17 protein-coding genes are annotated in these 18,475 nt (G+C 66.9%); 15 read left to right on the top strand and 2 right to left on the bottom strand.

Going from position 1 to position 18,475, the window contains the following annotated elements; all coding sequences use genetic code 11:
* Window positions 1–61 precede the first annotated feature (61 nt).
* From rpe to pyk, 15 genes are all read left to right on the top strand, one after another.
* A complete protein-coding gene (rpe, locus tag F8O06_RS06550; protein WP_158038068.1) occupies window positions 62–748 on the top strand; it encodes a ribulose-phosphate 3-epimerase in 687 nt (228 codons plus the stop codon).
* Between the two features lie 98 nt (window positions 749–846).
* Window positions 847–1,110 carry a phosphoribosyl-ATP diphosphatase gene (locus F8O06_RS06545; protein WP_158031560.1) on the top strand — a complete coding sequence of 88 codons (264 nt, stop codon included), beginning with the start codon at window positions 847–849 and terminating at the stop codon, window positions 1,108–1,110.
* Window positions 1,111–1,262: 152 nt separating this feature from the next.
* Window positions 1,263–2,120: an ATP phosphoribosyltransferase gene (gene hisG / locus F8O06_RS06540; RefSeq protein ID WP_158038067.1), complete on the top strand. Its 858-nt coding sequence runs from the start codon at window positions 1,263–1,265 to the stop codon at window positions 2,118–2,120.
* On the top strand, window positions 2,121–2,972 hold the full coding sequence (gene hisF / locus F8O06_RS06535; protein WP_158038066.1) for an imidazole glycerol phosphate synthase subunit HisF: 852 nt from the start codon (window positions 2,121–2,123) through the stop codon (window positions 2,970–2,972).
* Complete coding sequence (gene hisI / locus F8O06_RS06530; protein ID WP_158038065.1) at window positions 2,969–3,316, top strand: phosphoribosyl-AMP cyclohydrolase; 348 nt, start codon at window positions 2,969–2,971, stop codon at window positions 3,314–3,316. The genes hisF and hisI overlap by 4 nt, the downstream gene beginning before the upstream one ends.
* The gene (locus F8O06_RS06525) at window positions 3,316–4,881 is read left to right on the top strand and encodes a chorismate-binding protein (RefSeq protein WP_318655643.1); all 1,566 of its coding nucleotides are present in this window, start codon (window positions 3,316–3,318) and stop codon (window positions 4,879–4,881) included. The genes hisI and F8O06_RS06525 overlap by 1 nt, the downstream gene beginning before the upstream one ends.
* Window positions 4,878–5,621, top strand: coding sequence for a Trp biosynthesis-associated membrane protein (locus F8O06_RS06520; RefSeq protein ID WP_158038064.1), 744 nt, complete (start codon window positions 4,878–4,880; stop codon window positions 5,619–5,621). The genes F8O06_RS06525 and F8O06_RS06520 overlap by 4 nt, the downstream gene beginning before the upstream one ends.
* Window positions 5,622–5,626: 5 nt before the next feature.
* Entirely contained in the window at window positions 5,627–5,857 is a 231-nt protein-coding gene (locus tag F8O06_RS06515) for a DUF6704 family protein (RefSeq protein ID WP_412973462.1), read from the top strand.
* Window positions 5,858–5,866: 9 nt separating this feature from the next.
* A complete protein-coding gene (gene trpC, locus F8O06_RS06510; protein ID WP_412973461.1) occupies window positions 5,867–6,637 on the top strand; it encodes an indole-3-glycerol phosphate synthase TrpC in 771 nt (256 codons plus the stop codon).
* 174 nt (window positions 6,638–6,811) lie between these two features.
* Complete coding sequence (trpB, locus tag F8O06_RS06505; protein WP_158031552.1) at window positions 6,812–8,086, top strand: tryptophan synthase subunit beta; 1,275 nt, start codon at window positions 6,812–6,814, stop codon at window positions 8,084–8,086.
* Window positions 8,083–8,886 carry a tryptophan synthase subunit alpha gene (gene trpA, locus F8O06_RS06500; RefSeq protein ID WP_158038062.1) on the top strand — a complete coding sequence of 268 codons (804 nt, stop codon included), beginning with the start codon at window positions 8,083–8,085 and terminating at the stop codon, window positions 8,884–8,886. Before trpB ends, trpA begins: the two co-directional genes overlap by 4 nt.
* A 36-nt stretch (window positions 8,887–8,922) precedes the next feature.
* The gene (gene lgt, locus F8O06_RS06495; RefSeq protein ID WP_158038061.1) at window positions 8,923–9,873 is read left to right on the top strand and encodes a prolipoprotein diacylglyceryl transferase; all 951 of its coding nucleotides are present in this window, start codon (window positions 8,923–8,925) and stop codon (window positions 9,871–9,873) included.
* A 199-nt stretch (window positions 9,874–10,072) separates the two neighbouring features.
* Window positions 10,073–14,689 carry a glutamate synthase large subunit gene (gene gltB / locus F8O06_RS06490; protein ID WP_158038060.1) on the top strand — a complete coding sequence of 1,539 codons (4,617 nt, stop codon included), beginning with the start codon at window positions 10,073–10,075 and terminating at the stop codon, window positions 14,687–14,689.
* Window positions 14,682–16,157 (top strand): glutamate synthase subunit beta, encoded by a 1,476-nt coding sequence (locus tag F8O06_RS06485; RefSeq protein WP_158038059.1) that lies wholly within the window; start codon window positions 14,682–14,684, stop codon window positions 16,155–16,157. The genes gltB and F8O06_RS06485 overlap by 8 nt, the downstream gene beginning before the upstream one ends.
* Before the next feature lie 119 nt (window positions 16,158–16,276).
* Window positions 16,277–17,779: a pyruvate kinase gene (gene pyk, locus F8O06_RS06480; protein WP_158038058.1), complete on the top strand. Its 1,503-nt coding sequence runs from the start codon at window positions 16,277–16,279 to the stop codon at window positions 17,777–17,779.
* Between the two features lie 20 nt (window positions 17,780–17,799).
* Here the strand turns inward: pyk and mnhG are convergent, their stop codons facing one another.
* On the bottom strand, window positions 17,800–18,180 hold the full coding sequence (gene mnhG, locus F8O06_RS06475; RefSeq protein WP_158038057.1) for a monovalent cation/H(+) antiporter subunit G: 381 nt from the start codon (window positions 18,178–18,180) through the stop codon (window positions 17,800–17,802).
* Entirely contained in the window at window positions 18,170–18,475 is a 306-nt protein-coding gene (locus F8O06_RS06470; RefSeq protein ID WP_158031545.1) for a monovalent cation/H+ antiporter complex subunit F, read from the bottom strand. The genes mnhG and F8O06_RS06470 overlap by 11 nt, the downstream gene beginning before the upstream one ends.

Here is an 18,475-nt window from a genome sequence, read left to right as displayed (position 1 = left end):
TCTGCCAGTGGGGTTCGTCGATGCATTCGGGCGCTTCGGGCGACGGCCTAGACTTGACCGCATGACCGCAGCCACTCGTCACGTGCAGATCAGCCCGAGCATCCTCAATGCAGACCTCGGCGATCTGAAGGGCACACTTCAGCAGATCGCCACGGCAGACACCGCGCACATCGACGTGATGGACAACCACTTCGTGCCGAACCTCACCTTCGGCGCACCGGTGGTGAAGTACATCCAGCAGTACTCGCCGATTCCGCTCGACGTGCATCTGATGATCGATGACCCCGACCGGTGGGCACCGGCCTATGCCGAACTCGGCGCGCACGCGGTGACCTTTCATCTCGAAGCCGCGACCTCGCCGCTGAGCGTGGCGCGCACTTTGCGGTCGCTCGGCGCGCAGGCCGGCATCGCGCTGAAGCCGGCCACGCCGGTCGAGACTGTCATCGACCTGCTCGAATACTTCAACCGAGTGCTCGTGATGACCGTCGAACCGGGATTCGGCGGGCAGTCGTACATCGAGGCGGGCACGACGAGAAAGCTGCAGATGCTTCGCGAACGCGCCGATCGGCAGGGACTCGACGATCTGGTGCTGCAGGTCGACGGGGGAGTCAACGCGCATACGGGCGCCATCGCGGTGTCTGCCGGTGCGGATTCGCTGGTTGCGGGTTCGAGCGTCTTCGCCGCGGCGGATGCGCGGGTCGCGATCGCCGAGCTGCGCGCCGCGGCCGAGCTGGCACGCCAAGGCTGACCGCGCGGCCGGTGCTGTTCGCAGCCGGTGAGCGCAGTCCGCGCCGCTCGTGTGCCGGGATGCGCGCCCGACGGATTCACGCGGTAGGCTTGAGCACGATGAAGACGTTTGAAGAGCTGTTCAGCGAACTGACCGAAAAGGCCGCCACCCGTCCTGAGGGGTCGAAGACCGTCGTCGAACTCGACGCGGGCGTGCATGCCATTGGCAAGAAGATCGTCGAAGAGGCCGCCGAAGTGTGGCTCGCCGCCGAGCACGAGACCGATCAGGCGCTCGCAATGGAGGCCAGCCAGCTGATCTACCATCTGCAGGTCATGCTCATCAAGAAGGGCATCAGCCTCGAAGACGTCTACCGCGAACTCTGAGTCAGACGCTCCGATACGAGTCGGGCGGCACCCGGTCGCACCTTCGTCCGGTGTGATCTGATGGCGCCCAGACCTCACTCCCCGATAACCTGATCAGAGGCCTCGGTTCGCCCCGTCTGAGCCTGAGCCTCGTCTCTCGAGAAAGACAGAAAGTGCTGCGTGTAGCGATTCCGAATAAGGGCGTGCTGAGTCAGGCAGCCCTCGACATGCTGAGACAGGCCGGGTATGCGACCCGCCGCGACACCAAAGACCTCTATGTGCTCGACGAGCACAATGGCGTCGAGTTCTTCTACCTGCGTCCCCGTGACATCGCCACCTACGTCGGCGCCGGTGCGCTCGACGTGGGCATCACAGGTCGTGACTTCCTGCTCGACTCCGAGACCGAGGCCACCGAGGTCGACAACCTGCAGTTCGGGCGCTCGAAGTTCCGTCTGGCCGGCCCCGAGGGCAAGTACAGCACCCTCGAAGACATCGATGGTCTTCGGGTCGCCACAAGCTACCCGAAGCTGCTGGCCGACTTCCTCGCCCAGCACGACATCACAGTGAAGCTTGTGCACCTCGACGGAGCCGTCGAGAACGCCATTCGTCTCGGGGTGGCTGATGTCGTCGCAGACGTGGTCGAGACGGGCACGACCCTGCGCTACGCCGGGCTGCACATCTTCGGGCCGATCATTCTGGCGTCGTCTGCGGTGCTCATCGGAGCACCTCAGTCGCTGACGGACGGCCGTCTGGTAGACGAAGCCCGTGTGCTCAGCGAGCGTCTGCAGGGTGTCCGCGTCGCGCGCGAGTACGTGTTGCTCGACTACGACGTGCCGAAGACCGAGCTCGACGCAGCCATCCGGCTCACCCCGGGGCTCGAGTCGCCGACGGTCTCGCCGCTGGCGCGCGCCGACTGGGTGGCGGTGCGGGCGATGGCTCCGCGCGAGCACATCAACGACGCCGTCGACGAGCTCTACAAGACCGGTGCCCGCGCCATTCTGGTCAGCACCCTGAACACGGCGAGAATCTAGATGACGCTCGCGATCCGGGTCATTCCCTGCCTCGACGTCGCAGACGGCAGAGTCGTCAAAGGCGTCAACTTCAGGAATCTGCGCGACGAGGGCGATCCGGTCGAACTGGCGGCGCGCTACTACCGCGAGGGCGCCGACGAAGTGACCTTCCTCGACGTCACTGCCACGGTCGAGAACCGGGCGACGATGTATGACGTGGTGCAGCGCACCGCCGAGCAGGTGTTCATTCCGCTCACCGTCGGCGGGGGCGTGCGCGGAGTCGACCAGGTCGCTCGGCTGCTGGCGTCGGGCGCCGACAAGATCGGCATCAACTCGGCGGCGATCGCCCGTCCCGAGGTGCTCACCGAGATCGCCGACCGATTCGGCGCGCAGGTGACCGTGCTCTCACTCGACATCAAGCGCAGTCCGCGCACCGCATCAGGCTTCGTGGTCACCACGCACGGCGGCCGCACCGAGACCGACGTCGACGCACTCGAGTGGGCTCAGCGGGCCGTCGACTTGGGGGCCGGTGAGCTGCTGGTCAATTCGATCGACGCTGATGGCACTCAGAACGGCTTCGACCTCGACCTGATCGCTCGGCTGCGGGGCCTGGTCGCTGCACCGATCATCGCCTCCGGGGGTGCCGGTACCGTCGCGCACTTCGTGGAGGCCGCCCGAGCCGGTGCCGATGCCGTTCTCGCCGCGAGCGTCTTCCACCGGCAGCAGGTCGCCATCCCCGACGTCAAACAGGCTCTGGCCGACGCAGGCTTCGAAGTGCGGGCCGTGCCCGACGCTCATGACGGGCTGGGCACCACCGATTTCTCCGTCACCGAGGCGACGCAGGCCGCAGCAGCGTCTCAGAATCAGGAATGACCATGACCACGCTCGACGACATCCGCTACAACGACCAAGGACTCGTGCCCGTCGTCGTGCAGCAGTATGACTCCGGCGAGGTGCTCATGATGGCGTGGATGAACGCCGAGACCGTGCGACTCACCATGGTCGAGGGTCGCACCGTCTTCTGGTCGCGGTCGCGACAGCAGATCTGGCGCAAGGGCGAGACCAGCGGCCACACCCAGCGTCTCGTCTCCCTCGACGCCGACTGCGACGGCGACACCCTGCTCGCACGCGTCGATCAGATCGGCGCGGCCTGCCACACCGGCACGCGAACCTGCTTCACGGGGCGCCGCCTGTGGAGCGAGATCGAGGAGTCATGATGACCACCGCATTCGGATCGGCCGCGACCACCCGTGAGCGGTTCCGCGAACTCGCACAGAGCCATGCGATCGTCCCCGTGGTGCGTCGCGTCTTGGGCGACTCCGAGACCCCGATGGGCGTCTACCGCAAGATCGCCGACTCGCGCCCGGGCACGTTCCTGCTGGAGTCGGCCGACAGCGCCGGCGAGTGGGGCCGGTTCTCGTTCGTTGGCGCGTCCTCCTACGGCACGCTGACGACGGATGCCGCCGGACGCCCGCGTTGGAATGACGAGTCACTGAGCGCCGAGCGTGCATTCGGCGGCGACACGCCGGAGCGTGCGTTCGACGCGATTCAGACCATCGTGCGCCGCTGGCGCACCGCACCGGTACCCGGAGTCCCGCCGCTGACCAGTGGCCTGGTCGGATTCGTCGCCTGGGATGCCATCCGCGAACTCGAGCACATCGAGCGACGCAACCCGCCCGAGACGAACGCCCCGGTGGTGAGCCTGTCGTTCGTGCGCGATCTGGTCGCGATCGACCATCGATATGGCACGATCTGGCTGGTGCACAACGCGCTGGTAGACGCTGACAGCGATCTTGACGCGCTGTGGCAGGAGTCGCAGGATGCTCTGGGGTCGCTGGTCGCAGAGCTCGCCGAGCCCACGCCGGCCACAATCGACGACGTGGACTTCGACGTCGAGCCGCAGGCCGCCCACCGCACCGAGAGAGGCGACTTCCTCGCCGCTGTGGAACAGTCCAAGCAGCACATCGTCGCAGGCGACATCTTCCAGGTGGTCATCAGCCAGCGCTTCGACCTCGAGACGCAGGCCGACCCGCTCGACGTCTATCGGGTGCTGCGCACGCTGAACCCCAGTCCGTACATGTATCTGCAGACGCACCGCGGCACTGACGGAGAGCTGCTGCATGTGGTCGGCTCGTCGCCCGAGGCGCTCGTGAAGGTGACCGACGGGGCCGTCGTCTCGCATCCGATCGCCGGCTCGCGGCCACGCGGCACGACCCCGGAGCGCGACGCTCACCTGGCCGACGAACTGCTGGCCGATGAGAAAGAGCGCTCGGAACATCTCATGCTCGTCGACCTTGCCCGTAACGATCTGCTCAAAGTCTGCGAGCCGCACAGCGTGCGGGTCAGCGAGTTCATGATCATCGAGCGGTTCAGCCACATCATGCACATCAGCTCGTCGGTCGAGGGCGTCACCCGCGCAGGCGTCGACGCCGTTGACGTGCTGGCGGCCACCTTTCCGGCCGGCACGCTCAGTGGTGCTCCCAAACCGAGGGCGCTTGAGATCATCGAAGACCTCGAGCCCGTCGGGCGTGGCGTCTACGGGGGAGTGGTCGGATACTTCGACTTCGCCGGCAACGCCGATCTGGCCATCGCCATCCGCACCGCTGTGCTGAGCGGCGGCCGAGCCACGGTGCAGGCCGGCGCCGGCATCGTCGCTGACTCGGTGCCGGAGAGCGAGTATCAGGAGTCGCGCAACAAGGCGGCCGCTCCGCTTCGGGCCGTGGCCATCGCATCCACCGTGCGACCCGCCGCCGATCGACGCGAGCGAACGGGTCGGGCATGAGCGAGCATCCCGCAGCGGGCACGGCGAAGCAGCCGACCCGATCACGGGGAAGCGGCCGGGGCGGAGTCGTCGTCATCGGGCTGGCTCTGGCCGGGGTGCTGACCCTGTCCGCATCACAGCCATGGCTGGACTGGTCAGTGGGGTCGGCCCACGGAGCCGTGCACGTCACCGGGCAGCAGGCCGTCGGAGCGGTGCAGGCCTACGGCCTCACAGCCCTGGCCGTGACGGCTGTGATGGGGCTCAGCGGCGTCGTGCTCACCCGGGTGCTCGCGGTGATCGAGGGCGTGCTCGGAGCGGTCACGATCTGGTCGGTGCAGACCGTGTGGAGGGATCCGCTGGCCGTCAGCCTGAACCAGCTGGCCGAGGCGACCGGCGTCTCCGGCCCTCGCACACTGGCGACTTTGGTGGGCGAGCCGACGCCGACCGGCTGGGTCTGGGTGGCGCTGGCCGCAGCAGCGCTGATCGTGGTGCATGCGGTGTGGGTCTTCGTCGTCGCCGGACGCTGGAAGCGCACCGTGCGTCGTTTTCAGAAGCCGACCGCAGCGTCGGTCTCAGGCCCGAGCCCGGTGGATGCGGCCGAGTCAGCCCAGACCTGGGACGCCTTCTCCGTGGGAATCGACCCGACCGAGAACGACGTCGATCTCGACGACGGGGCCGACGACCGAGCGCGCAGGCGCAACGGCAGCCCGGACGATCCGGGTACACTTGAACAGAATCCGAGACCTCGAGGAGAGCAATGAGCGAGATCAGCGAAGAAATCATCAATCCCGGCCATGGCAACTCGCCGGCCGCATGGACGGCGGTGATCATCGTGCTGGCGGCTTTCATCATCGGCACCATCGCGTTCGTGGCCGGTCATCCGGTGGGCGTGCTCGTCGCTGCGATCGTCGCTGCCGTGGGTGTGATCGTCGGCGTCGTGCTCTCGAAGGCAGGGTTCGGTGCGCACAGCCCGAGGTATGCGCACAAGTCGCACTGACCGATGACCATTCTCGACAGCCTGTATGAGGCTGCGCTGGGCGATGCCGCAGTGCGCGAGGCGCAGACGCCGCTCGCAGAGGTGCAGTCGCTGGCTGCGGCGCAGCCGCCCGCACGAGACGGCTATGCGGCGCTGACCAGAAGCGATCACATCCACGTGATCGCCGAGGTGAAGCGTGCCAGCCCCTCGCGCGGCGATCTCGCCGACATCCCCGATCCGGCGCTGCTCGCCGAGACCTACGCCGCCAACGGGGCCTCGGTCATCTCTGTGCTCACCGAGCGCACACGCTTCAAAGGGTCGCTCGATGACCTGCGCGCGGTGCGTCAGCGCGTTCGCGTGCCGGTGCTGCGCAAAGACTTCATCGCCACCGAGTATCAGATCGTCGAGGCGCGTGCCGCCGGAGCAGACCTGGTGCTGCTCATCGTGGCCGGTCTCTCAGAGAGCCGGCTGCGCACTCTGCGCGAGCTGGCCGAGTCATTGGGCATGCACGCACTGGTCGAGACGCACAATGACGATGAGGTGCGGGCAGCCGTGGCCAGCGGTGCACGCATCATCGGAGTCAACGCGCGTGACCTCAAAGACTTCGCCGAAGATCCGTCGCGGTTCTCCGCCCTCGCCGCACAGATTCCCGACGACGTCGTGAAGGTCGCCGAATCTGCGGTGCGCACCGCAGAAGACGTGCGCGACTATCGCGCCGCCGGCGCAGACGCCGTGCTGGTGGGCCAGGCCTTGGTCACGGGAGACCCGGCAGAGCTGCTGCCGCAGTTCACCGGGGTCTGAAGCCGATTCGACCGAGTCGGCCGCACATCCCGACCAGGTCGCAGGCAGGCGATCGACCGATCAGCCTCCGCAGGCACCTCGCTCGTGCGGCCGGCCCGGCTGAACAAATTCTTGTGGCACTCCTGCACACAGAGGACAATCTGTGTGGGTGAACGAACAGTGTGGAAGGAACGCATGACGAAGCTCAGCGAGACGACAGGGCCGTACTTCGGCGCCTTTGGCGGCAGGTTCGTGCCCGAGCCGCTCATCACCGCACTCGACGAGCTCGATCGCACCTGGCATGAGGCCCAGGCCGACCCCGAGTTCCAGGCCGAGATCGAACGGCTCGCCCGTGACTACACCGGTCGGCCGTCGCTGCTCACCTTCGCTCCGCGGCTCAGCGAGCTCGCCGGGGGCGCGAAGATCTGGCTCAAACGCGAAGACCTCAACCACACCGGCGCGCATAAGATCAACAACGTGCTCGGGCAGGCGCTGCTCGCCAAGCGCATGGGCAAGACACGGCTGATCGCCGAGACCGGGGCCGGCCAGCATGGTGTCGCCACGGCGACCGCTGCGGCGGTGTTCGGCTTCGAATGCCAGATCTACATGGGCGAGGTCGACATCGAGCGCCAAGCGCTCAACGTCGCTCGCATGGAGCTGCTGGGAGCCGAGGTGGTGCCTGCACGCACCGGTTCGCGCACGCTGAAAGACGCCATCAACGAGGGGCTGCGCGACTGGGTCGCCAACCTCGACACGACGCACTATCTGATGGGAACCGTCGCCGGCCCCCATCCCTTTCCCGAGATCGTGCGCGATCTGCAGAAGGTCATCGGCGACGAGGCACGCGAGCAGCTGTCAGAGAAGATCGGTCGGCTGCCCGACGAAGTCATCGCCTGCGTCGGCGGCGGCTCGAATGCCATGGGCATCTTCAACGCGTTCCTCGACGACCCCGAGGTGGCACTGCTCGGCATCGAAGCCGGCGGCGAAGGCATCGACACACCTCACCATGCGGCGACGATCGAGCGCGGCCGCTCCGGCACCCTGCACGGTGCCAAGAGCTATCTGCTGCAGGACGACGACGGCCAGACCATCGAGAGCCATTCGATCTCTGCCGGCCTCGACTACCCGGGCGTCGGCCCGGAGCACTCATGGCTCTCTGACATCGGACGTGCCCGCTACGAGGCCGTCACCGACGACGAGGCCATGAGCGCCTTCCGCGACCTGTCGCGCACCGAGGGCATCATTCCGGCGATCGAATCCGCACACGCCGTCGCCGGTGCGATCCGTGAGGGCCGCCGGCTCGGACCCGACGCCGTGCTCTTGGTCTCGCTCTCCGGCCGCGGTGACAAAGACATGGAGACCGCGGCACGCTATTTCGGGTACATCACCGACCCCGAGCAGATGGCCGGACCCGGCGAGCAGAGGCCCGCCGACACGAATCAGTCCGCGACCAAGGAGGAACGCCGATGAGCGTCGAACCGCTGCTGCGCACCCGTGCCGAATCCGGTGACGACGGTGCTCATGGCTCCCTGATCGGATACCTGCCGGTCGGCTTTCCCGATTTCGACGCGAGTGTGGACGCCGTGGTCGCGATGGCCGAGCACGGCGTCGACGTGATCGAGCTGGGCGTGCCGTACTCGGATCCCGTCATGGACGGCCCGGTCATCCAGGCGGCGACCGGTGCGGCGCTTGAGCGCGGCTTCCGCATCTCGGACGTCTTTCGTGCGATCGAGGCGATCCGCCGTCGTGTCGACGTGCCCGTGCTGGTCATGTCGTACTGGAATCTCGTTCTGCAGCACGGCGTCGAAGAGTACGCCCGCGACCTGCAGCAGGCGGGCGGCGCCGGGCTCATCACTCCCGACCTGGTGCCCGACGAGGGCGCCGACTGGATCACCGCGGCTGAAGCGCACGATCTCGACCACGTCTTTCTCGCTGCTCCGACGTCGTCGGACGAACGACTGCGGCTGATCTCCGACACCTCGCGCGGCTTCGTCTACGTGGTGTCGACCATGGGCGTCACCGGCACCCGCACCGAGGTCGACGAGCGCGCCGGCAAGCTCACCGCCCGACTGCGTGCGTTCACCGATCGCCCCCTTGCGGTCGGCCTCGGCATCTCGCGCCCCGATCAGGTGGCCGACGTGCTCGGCTACGCCGACGGCGCCATCGTGGGTTCGGCGTTCGTGCGGGCTCTGCGAGACGGGGGAGCCTCCGCCGTCGCGACGCTCGCCGAGCAGCTCGCTGCCGGCAAGACATCCCGAGCGACCGCTTAGACCGCCGCTCGAGCAGAAGAGACTAGGATACGAGTCGTGAATCTCGCCAGCTTTCCCACCCCCGGCACCGGAGCGTTCTCCATAGGGTCGCTCACCATCCACTACTACGGTGTGATCATCGCCATCGGCATCGTGCTCGCCTGCTGGGTCACGGGTGTGCGCCTGAAACACCGTGGGGCCGACGGCTGGGCCGTGCTCGACGTGGCGCTGTGGGCGGTGCCGTTCGGCATCATCGGCGGGCGCCTCTACCACGTCTTCACGCATCCGGCCGACTACTTCACCGGCACCGGCGACCCGCTGCGTTTTCTCTACATCTGGGAGGGCGGTCTGGCGATCTTCGGCGCTCTGCTGCTCGGCGTGGTGGGAGCCGTCATCGGCACGCATCTCGCCGGCCTGCGGCTGACCACGCTGCTCGATGCGGCGGCCCCCGGCATCCTGCTCGCGCAGGCACTCGGCCGGTGGGGCAACTACTTCAACAACGAGCTCTTCGGAACCCCGACGAACCTGCCGTGGGGCATTCAGATCCCGGCGAGCAACAGCGCCTTCCCGGTCGGGCTGCCCGAAGGCACGCTCTTCCACCCGGCCTTTCTCTACGAATCGCTGTGGAACCTCATCGGCGTGCTCGTGCTGCTCTGGGCCGGGCGCCGCTTCGCGCTGCAGTGGGGCCGGCTCTTCGGCCTCTACCTGGTCTGGTACGGCATCGGCCGATTCTTCGTCGAGGGCATGCGACTCGACCCGATCGCCGTCTTCCTCGGCGCACGTCTGAACCAGTGGGGCGCCGTCGCGGTCGTCGTCATCGGCCTGGTCATCATGTTCGTGCAGGCGCGCCGGCACCCCGGTGCCGAGCCGAGCCCGTACCGGCCGGAGCATCTGGCCCGGCTCGAGGCGCTCGAACAGGTCGCCGTCTCGTCTGCTGCCGTCGATGCCGATTCGGCGGATGCCGAGGTCGCCTCCGCAGCAGAGTCGAAAGCCAGCGAGCGCAGCTGACATCGGCGCAGGTTCTGTAACGTGCCTGTAACACAATGTGAGATCCCGGTAACAATAGCCGGATAAAGTTGGACTTCCTCGCTGGATCAGCATGCGATGTCATGGCGCCGTAACACGGCCGTCATGAACACGAGCTCTCGTGACCATGAGCGCATACGAGCAGACGCTTCTGAGCCGGCGCGCATGAAGGAGTCCTACAATGCAGAGTCACTCCGCATCCACTGCAGAGCATCGCCATTCGGGCACAGCGCCCGACTCCGAGTTCACCCGGTTCAGTCACATCCCCGGCGATGCCGGTCTCTACCGACGTGAAGCAGAGAAAGACGCCTGCGGGCTGGCCATGGTGGCCACCCTGCGTGGAACACCCGGCCATGACATCGTCGATCACGCGCTCAACGCACTGCGCAACCTCGAACACCGCGGTGCCGTCGGATCTGACGCCGGCACGGGTGACGGCGCCGGCATCCTGCTGCAGATTCCGCATCGCTTCTTCAGCGAGGTCGTCGATTTCGCCCTGCCAGACAAAGGCGAGTACGCAGCCGGCATGATCTATCTGCCGCTTGATCAGGTGCAGCGCGAGCGCGCGAAGCGCACCATCGATCTCATCGCCCGCGAAGAGGGGCTGACCGTGCTCGGATGGCGCGAAGTGCCCACCGACGACAGCGCCATTGGCACCCAGGCGCGGGAGACGATGCCGGCTTTCGAGCAGATCTTCGTGGCTCGGCTGGGAGTCGACGGGCCGACCGCTCGCGGCATCGAACTCGACCGCATCGTCTACCGACTTCGGCGCCGTGCCAGCAAGACCACAGACGTCTTCATCCCGTCGCTGTCGAGCCGCACCATCGTCTATAAAGGCATGGTCACGACGCTGCAGCTCGAGCCCTTCTTTCCCGATCTCTCTGACGAACGCTTCGAGACCGAACTGGCCCTCGTGCACTCCCGGTACTCGACCAATACCTTCCCGTCGTGGCCCCTCGCGCAGCCGTTCCGCATGATCGCGCACAACGGCGAGATCAACACGGTGAAGGGCAACCGCAACTCCATGAGGGCCCGTCAGGCGGACATCTCCAGCCCGCTGCTCGGCGACCTCAGCGGTCTCACTCCGCTGGTCTCCGACGGCGGCAGCGACTCCGCGTCGTTCGACGAGACGCTCGAGCTGCTGCACCTCGGCGGTCGTTCGCTGCCGCACGCGGTGCTGATGATGGTGCCCGAGGCGTGGGAGCACAACGAGCACATGGACCCGGAGCTCAAGGCGTTCTATGCCTACCATGCCACCCTGATCGAGCCCTGGGACGGGCCGGCCGCCATCTCGTTCACCGACGGCACGCTCGTCGGCGCGACGCTTGACCGCAACGGCCTGCGCCCGGGACGCTACGTGATCACCCGCGACGGGCTCGTCGTGGTCGGCAGCGAGACCGGCGTCATCGACGTCGCACCAGAGAACGTGATGCGCCGCGGGCGGCTGCAGCCCGGTCGTATGTTCCTGGTCGACACCAAGGCCGGTCGCATCGTTCCCGACAGCGAGGTCAAGCAGACGCTCGCCGAGCAGAAGCCGTGGAAGAAATGGCTCGACGATGTGCAGGTCTCTCTGAAGGATCTGCCGGAGCGCGAGCACATCCTGCACACCCGTGCCTCGGTGTCCCGTCGTCAGCGAACCTTCGGCTACACCGAAGAAGACCTGACCATGCTGATCGGCCCCATGGCCAAGGCCGGCGCCGAACCGCTCGGCGCGATGGGCACCGACACGCCGATCGCCGCACTCAGCGAGAAGCCGCGCCTGCTCTTCGACTACTTCACCCAGACCTTCGCCCAGGTCACAAACCCGCCGCTTGACTCGATTCGTGAGCAGCTGGTGACAGCGCTCTCGGCGGGCATCGGCCCAGAGCAGAACCTGCTCAGCCTCGAACCGGCGTCGGCTCGTCAGGTGCGGATCGACTTTCCGGTCATCACCAATGACCAGCTCGCGAAGATCCAGCACGTCGGTCGCCGCAGCGGCTTCACCGGCACCGTCACGCTGCGCTCGACCTACCCGGTGCACGACGGCGTCACCGGTCTGCGCCGTCGCCTCGACGAGATGTGCGACGAAGCGCTTGCCGCCGTGCAGCGCGGCGTGGAGTTCATCGTGATCAGCGACCGCGACTCGACAGCCGAACAGGCTCCGATTCCCTCGCTGCTGGCCATCGGCGCCATCAACCACCACCTGGTGCGACAGGAGTGTCGACGCCGAGTCGGTCTGATCGCCGAAGGCGGCGATGTGCGCGAGGTTCACCACGTCGCGACTCTGCTCGGCTACGGCGCGAGTGCGGTCAACCCGTATCTGGCCATGGAGAGTGCTGAGGATCTTGTGCGCTCCGGGCTGGTGCAGGGCGTCTCGGCCGACACCGCGGTGCGCAACCTGATCAAGGCGCTCGGCAAGGGCGTGCTCAAGATCATGTCGAAGATGGGCATCTCGACGGTGGCCTCCTACGTCGGCGCACAGACATTCGAAGCGGTCGGCATCTCGCAAGAGGTCATCGACGAGTTCTTCACCGGCACCGTCTCGAAGCTCGGCGGCATCGGCCTGCTCGAGATCGAGCACGACAACGCCCGACGCCATGCACTGGCGTACCCGCTCGAACCTGCGGCCACCGTGCATCAGCAGCTGCCGGTCGGCGGAGAGTACAAGTGGCGCCGCGACGGCTCCGCTCACCTCTTCAACCCTGACACGATCTTCCGTCTGCAGCACTCCACCAAGACCCGTCGCTACGACATCTTCAAGGAGTACACCGATCTCGTCGACGACCAGTCTCGCGAGCTCAAGACCATTCGCGGGCTCTTCCGTCTGCGCACCGAGCCCGGCCAGAGCATCCCCATCGACGAGGTCGAACCGGCCAGCGAGCTGTTCAAGCGGTTCTCGACCGGCGCGATGAGCTACGGCTCGATCTCGCAGGAGGCCCACCAGACTCTCGCGATCGCGATGAATCGCATCGGCGGCAAGTCCAACACCGGTGAGGGCGGCGAAGACCTCGAAAGGCTGCTCGATCCCGAACGGCGCAGCTCCATCAAGCAGGTGGCCTCGGGGCGCTTCGGGGTGACCAGCATGTACCTGGCGCACGCCGACGACCTGCAGATCAAGCTCGCCCAAGGAGCCAAGCCCGGTGAGGGCGGCCAGCTGCCGGGGGCGAAGATGTACCCGTGGATCGCGCGCACGCGGCACTCGACGGCGGGAGTCGGACTGATCTCGCCGCCCCCGCATCACGACATCTATTCCATCGAAGATCTCAAACAGCTCATCTTCGATCTGAAGCGGGCCAACCCGAACGCGCGCATCCATGTGAAGCTTGTGAGCGAGAACGGCATCGGCGCGGTGGCCGCAGGCGTCGCCAAGGCCAAGGCCGACGTGGTGCTGGTCTCGGGCCATGACGGCGGCACCGGCGCCAGCCCGCTGAACTCGCTGAAGCATGCGGGCACTCCGTGGGAGATCGGCCTAGCCGAGACGCAGCAGACGCTGCAGCTCAACGGGCTGCGCGACCGCGTCGTCGTGCAGGCCGACGGCCAGCTCAAGACCGGACGCGACGTGATCATCGCCGCACTGCTCGGGGCCGAGGAGTTCGGGTTCGCCACGACGGCACTGGTCGTCGAGGGCTGCATCATGATGCGCGTCTGCCACAAAGACACCTGCCCGGTCGGCGTCGCGACGCAGAACCCTGAGCTGCGTTCGCGTTTCACCGGCAAGGCCGAGTACGTGGTGACCTTCTTCGAGTTCATCGCCCAGCAGGTGCGCGAGTACATGGCCGAGCTCGGTGTGCGCACCATGGAAGAGCTGATCGGTCGCACAGATCTGCTCGACGTGGCCCCGGCCGCTACAGAGCTCAAGGCACAGGGGCTCGATCTCGACCCGATTCTGCACGGACCGGAACTGCCCGCCGACGCACCGAGACGACATCTCGTCAACCAGGATCACGAGCTCGAGCAGCACTTCGACAATCAGCTCATCGCACTCTCTCAGGCCGCGATCGAGACCGGCGAACCAGTGCACATCGACCTGGGCATCCGCAACACGGAGCGTGCGGTCGGCACCATGCTCGGCTACCACGTGACGATGGCACACGGAGCCGAAGGGCTGCCCGACGGCACGATCGACGTCACCCTGCACGGCTCAGCCGGGCAGTCACTGGGCGCCTTTCTGCCGCACGGCGTCACGCTGCGTCTCGAAGGCGACAGCAACGACTATGTCGGCAAGGGGCTCAGCGGCGGACAGCTCGTGCTGTACCCGCCTGCAGGCACCCGCTTCGTCGCCGAGCACAACGTCATCGCTGGCAACGTGATCGGCTACGGGGCGACCAGCGGCACGATGCTGCTGCGCGGGCTCGTCGGCGAACGCTTTCTGGTGCGCAACTCGGGAGCGACCGCCGTGGTCGAGGGCGTGGGCGATCACGCGCTCGAGTACATGACGGGCGGCGTGGCCGTCATTCTCGGCCGCACAGGCCGGAACATCGGCGCAGGCATGTCGGGCGGCATCGCTCTGGTGCATGATCTCGAGCGCGATCGCATCAACGTCGAGGCGCTGGCGGGCAACGAGCTGCAGCTGCTCGAGCTGGACGCCGACGACATCGCGCTGCTGCACGACCTGCTCGAGCGCCACCGCATTGAGACCGGGTCGACGGTCGCCGAGCGCATGCTCGCCGACTTCGACGAGACGGTCACGCACTTCACCAAACTGCTGCCGACCAACTACGCTCGTGTGCTGCGAGCTCGGTCGGACGCCGAGGCGCAGGGGCTTGACCCCGACGGCGCCGAGGTCTGGAACACGATCTTGGAGGTCACTCGTGGCTGACCCACATGGTTTTCTCACCGTTCGCAATCGCGCCCTGCCCAAGCGGCGTCCGGTCGACGTGCGCATCATGGACTGGAAAGAGGTCTACGAGCGCCAGGATCCGCTGCAGCTGCAGGAGCAGTCGTCGCGCTGCATGGACTGCGGCGTGCCCTTCTGTCACAGCGGCTGCCCCCTCGGCAACCTGATCCCGGAATGGAACGATCTCGTCTGGCGCCAGCATCCGCAGGATGCCATCGAACGGCTGCATGCGACCAACAACTTTCCCGAGTTCACCGGACGTCTCTGCCCGGCGCCCTGCGAGTCGGCCTGCGTGCTCGGCATCAATCAGCCGGCGGTCACGATCAAGCAGATCGAGGTCTCGATCATCGACCAGGCCTACGATCGCGGCTGGGTCGAGCCGCATCAGCCGGAGCGTCTGAGCGGCAAGAGCGTGGCCGTCGTCGGCTCAGGCCCGGCAGGACTCGCCGCGGCGCAGCAGCTCACTCGTGCCGGGCACACTGTGGTCGTCTATGAACGCGACGACCGCATCGGAGGGCTCCTGCGGTACGGCATTCCCGACTTCAAGCTCGAGAAGAAAGTGCTCGACGCCCGGCTGAACCAGATGATGGCTGAGGGCACCCGCTTCCGCAGCGGCGTGAACGTCGGCACCGACATCTCGTGGCAGCAGCTGCGCGAGCGCTTTGACGCGGTCGTCGTGACCACGGGCGCGACCACGCCGCGAGACCTGCCGATGCCGGGGCGGGAGCTCCACGGCATCCACTTCGCGATGGACTATCTCACCCAGGCGAACCGAGTCGTGGCCGGCGACGAGGTCGCCGACCAGATCAACGCGTGTGGCAAGCACGTCATCGTCATCGGCGGCGGCGACACCGGTTCAGACTGCATCGGCACCGCGATCCGGCAGGGGGCGGCATCGGTGACCAACCTCGCCATCGGCCGCCAGCCGGGCATCACCAGGTCGAATCACGAGCCCTGGCCCACCATGCCGAAGCTCTTCGAGGTCTCGACCTCGCACGAAGAGGCCGACGGACACGGCGGCGAGCGGAGGTTCCTGGCCTGCACCGAGGCGTTCGTCGGCGACGATGACGGACACGTACGTGCGCTGCGCATCGCCGAGACGGAGTACCGCGCCGACGGTTCGCGAGGCCCGAAAGACGGCACCGAGAGCGATCTGCCGGCTGACTTGGTCTTCATCGCGATGGGCTTCACCGGTCCCGAGGTCAACGGCGCAGACGAGCAGATCGGCCTGTCGACGACGGGCAGGGGCGCGCTGGAGCGCGAGAACGACTACTCGACCGACGTCGACGGCGTGTTCGTCGCGGGCGACGCCGGACGCGGACAGTCGCTCATCGTCTGGGCGATCGCAGAGGGCCGGGCCGCCGCCGCGCAGGTCGACCAGTACCTCGAGGGCGAGACGGTGCTTCCGCGGCCGGTCGCGGCCAACGACCGAGCGATGAGCGTGCGGTGAGTGTGCGGTGAACGTCCGGTGACCCGACATCGGCGGTGACCCGCGACGTTCGTCTCACGTTCAACGCAGCGGCCTAGAATTGACTCGGCAGAACGAACTGTCGAACCGATTGGAGTGGCATGCGACGCAGAGCGAAGATCATCGCGACACTGGGGCCGTCGACGGACGACGCCGAGGTCATCGAGAGCATGATCCGTGCGGGCATGGACGTCGCCCGCATCAACATGAGCCACGGCGACCACGAGCAGCACCGGCGCTACATCGAGACGGTGCGCGAAGTCGCCGCTCGACTGCACAAACCGGTCGGCGTGCTGGTCGATCTGCAGGGGCCGAAGATCAGGCTGGCGCAGTTCGCTGCGGGGCCGCAGATCCTCGCCGTCGGCGACACGTTCACGATCACCACGCGCGATGTGCCGGGTGACGCCGACATCGTGGGCACCACCTTCGCCGATCTGCCCAAGAACGTGAGCGTCGGCGACCAGCTGCTGATCGACGACGGGAACATCTCGCTGCGCGCCACTGCTGTGGACGCCACAGACGTCACCTGCGAGGTGGTCGTGGGCGGCCGTGTCTCAGACCACAAGGGCATCAATCTGCCCGGTGTGGCGGTGGATGTTCCCGCACTGAGCGATCGCGACGAAGAGAACCTGCACTGGGCACTGGACCTCGGCGTCGACCTGATCGCACTCTCGTTCGTGCGCAGCCCCGACGATGTCACCGCGGTGCGCGAAGTGATGGCCGCCCATGGCGTGCGGCTGCCGGTGATCGCCAAGATCGAGAAGCCCCAGGCCGTCGAGGTGCTCGACGCGATCACCGAGGCCTTCGACATGGTGATGGTGGCTCGCGGCGATTTGGGGGTCGAACTGCCCCTCGAACAGGTGCCGGTCGTGCAGAAGCGTGCCATCGAGCTCGCGCGCCAGTGTGCCCGCCCCGTGATCGTCGCCACACAGATGCTCGAATCGATGATCACCAGCGCACGCCCGACCCGCGCCGAGGCGTCAGACTGCGCGAACGCGGTGCTGGACGGTGCCGACGCACTCATGCTCAGCGGCGAGACCTCAGTGGGCGCCCACCCGGTCGAGACGGTGCAGACGATGTCGAACATCATCGAGTCGATCGAGCAGCACGGCCTGCATCGCATTCCGCCGCTCGGCACTCAGCCGCACACGCTGGCCGGCGCCATCACCCGCGCGGCCGTCGAGGTGGCGCACCATGTCGATGCGAAGTATCTGTGCGTCTTCACCGCCAGCGGCAACACGGCACGTCGGGTCTCGCGCCTGCGCGACGAGCTGCCGCTGCTGGTCTTCACCTATGACGATTCGACTCGGCGTGCGATGACGCCGATCTGGGGCGTGGAGTCGGTGCTCGTGCCGTTTCTGCAGACCACGGACGAGATCGTGCTGAGCGTCGACACCTACCTGATCGACTCGGGGCGGGCGAAACCGGGCGAGCGCGTCATCGTCGCCGCCGGGAGCCCGCCCGGCATCCCCGGGTCGACCAACGACCTGCGGGTGCTCACCGTCGGCGAGGCGGTCGGACAGGCCGCGCCGGGGTACCGGCAGACCACGGCACAGATGATGCAGAGCGCAGTCACCGAGAGTCGCGAGACGATCATCCGCTGATCATCGCCCCGCGGCACCGTTCAGCGCACGTTCGGGGAGCCGCTGTGCTCCTCGTCGGCCTCGGCGATGTGCTCGGCGAGCTCGTCGACCACGAGCAGATCGTCTCGCAGATCGTCGCTGCGATAGTGAGCGCGCCCGACCATATGGGCTGCGATGGGGGCGGTGAGCATCTGCAGAGTGATGAGCACGATCGCGGTGCCGATCACCAGGGGAGTGGGGTTCAGCACGGCGATCGCCGCGGTGACGCAGAGGAGCCCGAGAATCTGCGGCTTGGTGGCCGCATGCATGCGCGAGAGCAGATCGGGAAAGCGCAGCAGGCCGACTGCGGCCGAGAGCGAGAGCAGCGCGCCCAGGCCGAGCAGAACCCCGGCGATCGTGAAGCGAATCGTGTCACCGTCCATCTGCGGCCTCCTCCGGTGCTTCGTCGCGCAGCGGATCTTTCGCCGTGACCAGAAAGCGTGACACGGCGAATGACCCGATCACCCCGAACATCGCGAGCACGATCAGAATCGGCATGGTGTGCGTGTGTCCGGTCACGGCCATCTCGGTGCCCAGAGCGCACATCAGCGTCACCAGCAGCACGTCTGAGGCGACGATGCGGTCGAGAACGCTCGGTCCGCGCACGATGCGCAGAATGCACAGTGCAGCAGTCGCCCCGTAGACGACCACCAGCAGGATCGTGAGCCAGGTGGGCAT

Origin of the sequence: Pseudoclavibacter sp. CFCC 14310 (genome assembly GCF_008831165.1) — a bacterium.
In the GTDB taxonomy this organism is placed as follows: Bacteria; Actinomycetota; Actinomycetes; order Actinomycetales; family Microbacteriaceae; genus Pseudoclavibacter_A.
This window is presented reverse-complemented; position numbering and strand designations above follow the sequence as displayed.

Excerpts from the sequence above, each read along its gene's own strand:
- rpe (WP_158038068.1), top strand. The coding sequence starts at position 62 with ATGACCGCAGCCACTCGTCACGTGCAGATCAGCCCGAGCATCCTCAAT.
- F8O06_RS06545 (WP_158031560.1), top strand. The coding sequence starts at position 847 with ATGAAGACGTTTGAAGAGCTGTTCAGCGAACTGACCGAAAAGGCCGCC.
- hisF (WP_158038066.1), top strand. The coding sequence starts at position 2,121 with ATGACGCTCGCGATCCGGGTCATTCCCTGCCTCGACGTCGCAGACGGC.
- hisI (WP_158038065.1), top strand. The coding sequence starts at position 2,969 with ATGACCATGACCACGCTCGACGACATCCGCTACAACGACCAAGGACTC.
- F8O06_RS06525 (WP_318655643.1), top strand. The coding sequence starts at position 3,316 with ATGACCACCGCATTCGGATCGGCCGCGACCACCCGTGAGCGGTTCCGC.
- F8O06_RS06520 (WP_158038064.1), top strand. The coding sequence starts at position 4,878 with ATGAGCGAGCATCCCGCAGCGGGCACGGCGAAGCAGCCGACCCGATCA.
- trpB (WP_158031552.1), top strand. The coding sequence starts at position 6,812 with ATGACGAAGCTCAGCGAGACGACAGGGCCGTACTTCGGCGCCTTTGGC.
- trpA (WP_158038062.1), top strand. The coding sequence starts at position 8,083 with ATGAGCGTCGAACCGCTGCTGCGCACCCGTGCCGAATCCGGTGACGAC.
- gltB (WP_158038060.1), top strand. The coding sequence starts at position 10,073 with ATGCAGAGTCACTCCGCATCCACTGCAGAGCATCGCCATTCGGGCACA.
- pyk (WP_158038058.1), top strand. The coding sequence starts at position 16,277 with ATGCGACGCAGAGCGAAGATCATCGCGACACTGGGGCCGTCGACGGAC.
- mnhG (WP_158038057.1), bottom strand. The coding sequence starts at position 18,180 with ATGGACGGTGACACGATTCGCTTCACGATCGCCGGGGTTCTGCTCGGC.
- F8O06_RS06470 (WP_158031545.1), bottom strand. The coding sequence starts at position 18,475 with ATGCCCACCTGGCTCACGATCCTGCTGGTGGTCGTCTACGGGGCGACT.